The organism is Enterococcus sp. FR204 (assembly GCF_031143325.1).
GTDB classification, from domain to species: domain Bacteria; phylum Bacillota; class Bacilli; order Lactobacillales; family Enterococcaceae; genus Enterococcus_B; species Enterococcus_B faecium.
Genome location: NZ_JAKZIW010000077.1, coordinates 1 through 5,866, shown reverse-complemented (window position 1 = coordinate 5,866; position 5,866 = coordinate 1). Strand labels below are relative to the sequence as shown.

Genomic DNA, 5,866 nt, shown 5'->3' with positions numbered 1-5,866 from the left:
AGAAGTAATTACAGCTCGCGCATTAGGTTTTTTCTTAACAAATTCTAAGGCAGCTTCCACTTTTGGCAACATACTTCCTGGTGCAAACTCACCATTATCTTTGTATTTTTCTAATGTCTCAATATCAATTTTTTTCAGTTCTTTTTGTTGCGGTGTGTTAAAATGGACAGCAACATTTGCAACACCAGTTAAGATAATCAGTTCATTTGCATGAATGATTTCAGCAAGTTTTTCAGAAGCAAAGTCTTTATCTATCACAGCTTCTTTACCTCTTAGGCCTTCACCAGTTTGAATTACCGGAATACCACCACCTCCTCCTGCAATTACAATTACATCTGAATCAACTAGCGTTTTTATAACTTTTGATTCAACTATATCTATAGGTTTAGGAGAAGCCACTACTTTACGCCATCCTCTTCCTGCATCTTCTTTGAAGATAGAATCGGTCATTCTCGTTTCTTTTTCAGCCTGTTCTTTCGTCATAAATGGCCCAATTGGTTTAGTAGGCTGTTTAAATCCTGGGTCTTCTTCAGAAACAATAACTTGAGTGAACAATCCTACTATGGATTTTTCTATACCACGTTTCTTCAATTCATTCGTTAACGCCTGTGCTAGCCAATATCCTATGCTGCCTTGAGTCATAGCAACATTGGTATCAAGTGGCATTGCTGGATTCGTTTGGGTTGCTCCAGCTTTTTGTTGTAATAATAAGTTACCTACTTGAGGCCCGTTACCATGAGTAATAAGTAGCTTGTAGCCTTTTTCAACTAGAGCAGCTAATGACTGAGCTGTTTCAGCTAAAGTCTTTTGTTGTCCTGTTGCCGTAGGATCATTTGTTAATATTGCATTACCTCCTAATGCCACAACTATTTTCTTTGTCATAACACGTTTTCTCCTTTAGGGATTTGTTGCGTAATACAATGAATATTTCCTCCACCTAATAAGATTTCTCGAGTATAAACACCCACAATTTTACGATCAGGATATAAGGATTGCAATGTTTCCTTTGCCTTTTCGTCCATTGGATCATCAAATAATGGATAAATAACTCCTCCATTTGCTGTATAGTAATTTACATAACTTGCTGCCAAACGATCTCCTTTTTGACGTGGAAGTGTACCATTTATGGTATCTACTCCATGACTTTCTTTTTCGTTAATAAGTATAGGCGTAGGCACATGCAATTTTGTTACATGAATATTTCGACCTTTTGCATCTACGGAGTTTTCCAGAATTTCTAGGCATTCTTTAGAAATTTCATATTGTGGATCCTGCTTATCATCTGTCCAAGCTAAAACAACTTCACCAGGCGCTACAAAATTAACAATATTATCTACATGGCCATTCGTTTCATCTAAATAAATTCCGCGCTTTAACCAAATTACCTTATCAATATTTAGATACTCTCCTAAAATATTTTCAATTTGTTCTTTTGATAGCTGTGGATTACGTCCTTTTGATAATAAGCACTCTTCTGTGGTAATTAATGTACCTTCTCCATCAACATGGATAGATCCCCCTTCCAAAACAAAATTATCTAAACGATAACGGTCCTTCCATTCAATTTCACAAATTTTTTGTGCAACTTGATCGTCTTGATCCCAAGGGAAATAAAGACCATCTTCCAGCCCGCCCCAAGCGTTGAATGTCCAATCCACACCTCGAACTTTTCCTTGACTATTTGTAACAAAAGTAGGACCACAATCTCGAACCCATGAATCATTATTAGCAATCTCTACCACCCGTATATGTTCGGGAAGCATGTGGCGAGCATTATCATACTGATCAGAATTCACACCCATTGTAACAGGCTCAAAATTGGCAATCGCTCTAGCAACCTCTACGAAAGCTCGCTGGGCTGGTTTTCCTCCATCTCGCCAATTATCAGGACGTTGTGGCCACAACATATATACTCCTTCATGCGCCGAAAATTCTCCGGGCATTCTAAAATGATCTTTTTTAGGTGAACTATCAATTGTTTTCATCAGTAAGCACTCCTTTATCTTTTTTTTCTTTTGACGAATAGTGAATCACGATTTCACCAATAACAAAGGCAAAAATTGTTCCGAGCAACACGGGTACTTTAGTATTTATCTCTGAAGAACTTGAATCTAGAGGAACTACAGAAAAAAGTAGTGTCGCGATTAGCAACAACATTGGGATAATCGTCATTAATTTTAACAACCAATTTGGTCCAGGAACTTTAAATGGACGAACAACATGAGAATCGATTTTTCTTAACTTCAAGAACGCTGGAAACATCATAATATAAGAAAGTAACAATGCTACTACATTTAGTGAGAAAAACGCCCAAAAAATATTCTCATTTGGGATAAAGGGTGCAATAATAATTAGAAGTGAAGCAATAATACCATTAGTGACAGAAGCTCCTACTGGCATATCATTTTTTTGACTTTTTTTAGCGAAAATTAGAGGCATATCATGATTTTTTGCAGCATACAAAGCGACATAATTTACTCCTAAGGACCAAGAAATCAAGTTTGCTGCCAGCGTATACATGAAGAAAATACCGATTAATACAACAAAAGGATTCAATCCCCCAAAAAGCAAAATAAAGCTGTCAATTAATCCTCCAGAAGCAGATAATTGATCTGCTGGTACCGCCGCTCCCATTCCAAATGCAGCAAACAAATAGAAAAAGGCGATCAAAACACCACCATAAATAATAGCTTGTGGAATTTGTTTTTTAGGGTTATCCATTTCATTTGCTAGAGTAGTGACCACTTCAAATCCTAAAAAATTAAACAAGATAACAGATAAAAAACTAAAATTTTGAATATCTAGTTTAGGTAACAAAGCTGTTCCAGAAAAGTTATTAGCCATTCCTTTTGTTAATGCATGATAGATACCCAAAACACCAAGACATATCATGATTGCCACTTTCGCAAATGCAGCGATATTTAAGATCCACTTACTATCACTAACAGGGTAACAGCTAATTATCGTAACAATCCAGACAAATACCAACTGCAACATAATTAGTAGAGGCGTACTAAAGTTTAACTGAAAAATTTGAGTTAATACTTCTTGAAATAAAACGGCGAGACTCGCCATCCAAATAGGAAAATTAATCCAGTAAAACCAAGCGACTCTAGCACCCCACTTTCTTCCATAAGCTTTTTTAACCCAGTCATAGATCCCTCCTTCGCCGTCATATGTCGTACCAAGTTCAGCTGATATTAATCCGTAAGGTAAGAAAAATAATATCAACAATAAACCCCACCAAAAAAATTGCGAAGAGCCGATTGCAGCAGCTGGTGCTGCCGACTCTACCACTAAGATAACTACAACGGCCATCAATACTGCATCAAATAAACGGAATTTCTTTTTTTCTTTCATTATTGTGCTCCTTTCGATGAGCCTTTTATGAAAAGTACGTGTAAATTTTTTTATTCTCTATGAATTAGCAAAAAATTCACACGTCTCTTCTACTGCTTAAGCAAGTTCTTGCTAATCTCTTCGTTCTAATTGACGTTTAGGTTTCAGCATACACTGCAATTCCCCATCAAATTTTTCTGCTAAAGCTTGATCGGCATAATCCAAATATGGATTCAAAAAATAAACTAATAAAGCACGCATAGCTGTTAATCGATTTTCTGCTTCATCTAATACGATAGATTGTTCACCATCTAGCACTTCATCTGTAACTTCTTCACCGCGTGTTGCTGGTAAGCAGTGCAAAAATTTTGCATGTGGTGAAGCTTTTTTCATCAATTCATTATTTACTTGGTAGGTTGGATAGAAAATATTCATCCGTTCTTCTTCAGATAATTCCGCTTCATATAAGCCATACCACACATCCGTATAGACAAAGTCCGCATCTTTAAGAGCCACATTAACATCTTCTGTGATCTGCACACTTCCTCCTGATTTTTTGGCATTTTCATTCCCTATTTCTAATGCTTCTTCTTTAATTTGGAATCCCTCTGGTCCGTATTGAACAAAATCCATTCCCATTTTTGTTGCCATAAACATGGTAGATACACAAACTTGCGTTGCATCTCCAACAAAAACAATTTTACAATCAGATAATTTTTTTCCTTTCGGTAAATGTTCAGTCATCGTAATAATGTCGCCTAGTTCTTGCGTAGGATGGTTGTAATCACTCATGCCATTAATAACTGGAATTGTTGCGTTCTTTGCCAACGAAACCACTGATTCATGACGTTCAACTCGAGCCATTAATATATCTACTAAACGTGATAATACTCGTGCAGTATCACCAAGACTTTCATGTCCTCCTAGTTGTATTTGACCAGGTGCTAAATATTGAGCGTGTCCTCCTAATTGTTCCATTGCGGTTTCAAATGAAACACGGGTTCGAGTGGAAGACTGTTCAAAAATCATACCTAGTGTTTTATTTTTAAGTAGTAATGGGTAATGACCATACTTAATACTTTTTTTGATTTTTAATCCTAGTTTGATTAAGTAATCGATTTCTTCTTTTGTAAAATCATTTGTATCGATAAAATCTCTTTTCTGCATAATTAACGCTCCTTCGAAATTTTTAATTGATATGTCTTTTACTCGAGTAATATATCTGACATATTTAGAATAAGCGTCTTTCGAGATTTATGAAAGCGGATTTAACACTTTAGAAATCAAAGTCATTTAAAGAAAATTTGTTACATTTTATGTAACAAGTTACACTAACAATCTTAAATTGCTTAAAGACTTAAGGATGCAATTTAACCGATACCATTGTTTTAAAAAACTTCTTCAAATGTTGCCATTTGGTAGCCATCCTTTTTAACCTCATTACTGTTAAAATAAACCAAATTTTCGTTATACTATGTTTCTTTTATAGTAAATATCATTTTTCTCACCTAATAGTTTGTCGTTCCGTGTGTGAAAGTATTCCGCAATTTTTCTAAAACAAAAAAGGATCTTTTGTAACACTTAGTTAATGTTACAAAGACCCTTTTTATTTTAGTCTAGTTCAATTGTAATATTCCGTTATTGCCTTACTATGACCGTATATGCCAATTTTTCAAATGACAATAAGATATTAGTATAACCTTTCCTTTATTCTAATTTCATTGGTTAAATTGAAGCTTCATTTAAAAGTTGAACAAATTTCTAGTTAACAAACACGTTGCTAATTTTTAGATAAGAGGCATTGGCAAGTAGAAAATAAATTTAAGTCACACTGGCAAATGTAAAAATTTTTAATTGACAGTATTTAGGGCAAAAAATTCTTAAGCCAAATTCTGATTGGTCTTGATATTTGTTCATATTAGCAAAATGATACCTACTTATTTTTGTCTTGTAATACAATCCTTGTATATAACCATGTCGTCAGTACATAGTAGATGAAATACAATACGAAGAAGATCGTAAATGGTGCCCAAATATTTTTGTATGGATTTTGCATGAATAGACCAAACATTTGTAATCCGAACAAGACATGGACTACACCTAAGATTCCTAGTGCTAAGAATAACACACCTACTTCTCTACGGATCGATTGTTTAAGCAATCCGTATAGCGACCATTGAAAGCATTTGTGTATATTCACGAATACGAAAACTTAACTGGGACAAGGTGAAATTGTTCAACTTTTTCAATGAGATCTGTTCTGATTTCTTTAGTAATGATAAAAAGAAAATGATCACAACATGTAATAGCAACACCTGCAAAAACTTCTACAGTTTTACCCCATTAAAAAGATAATTGTAATCTTCTACAGGATAAGTCACAGGTCCACCAGAAACTTGTTTGAAATAGATTTCAAAACTGACTTCTGTCTTGACTTCCTGCTCCTCTTTTTTCGCTTTATGAGAAAAAACATGGAATGCGCTGCATCAGGTATCGAGGCTTAGAAAAAAATCAGGTGCATACGATG

The 5,866-nt window shown here is 35.0% G+C and carries 4 protein-coding genes and 1 pseudogene; all 5 read right to left on the bottom strand.

What is annotated here, in order from left to right; translation table 11 throughout:
* Window positions 1-882: carbamate kinase (gene arcC, locus RG571_RS11605; RefSeq protein ID WP_308947704.1), on the bottom strand; the 882-nt coding region annotated here is incomplete at its 3' end.
* Window positions 879-1,985: an agmatine deiminase gene (gene aguA / locus RG571_RS11600; RefSeq protein WP_002339583.1), complete on the bottom strand. Its 1,107-nt coding sequence runs from the start codon at window positions 1,983-1,985 to the stop codon at window positions 879-881. The genes aguA and arcC, both read right to left, overlap by 4 nt.
* A complete protein-coding gene (locus RG571_RS11595) occupies window positions 1,972-3,360 on the bottom strand; it encodes an APC family permease (RefSeq protein WP_002339582.1) in 1,389 nt (462 codons plus the stop codon). The genes aguA and RG571_RS11595 overlap by 14 nt, the downstream gene beginning before the upstream one ends.
* 111 nt (window positions 3,361-3,471) lie before the next feature.
* On the bottom strand, window positions 3,472-4,506 hold the full coding sequence (gene ptcA, locus RG571_RS11590; protein WP_002339581.1) for a putrescine carbamoyltransferase: 1,035 nt from the start codon (window positions 4,504-4,506) through the stop codon (window positions 3,472-3,474).
* 766 nt (window positions 4,507-5,272) lie between these two features.
* A pseudogene (locus RG571_RS12130) lies at window positions 5,273-5,503 on the bottom strand (ABC transporter permease); the annotation flags it as partial.
* Between the last annotated feature and the right edge of the window lie 363 nt (window positions 5,504-5,866).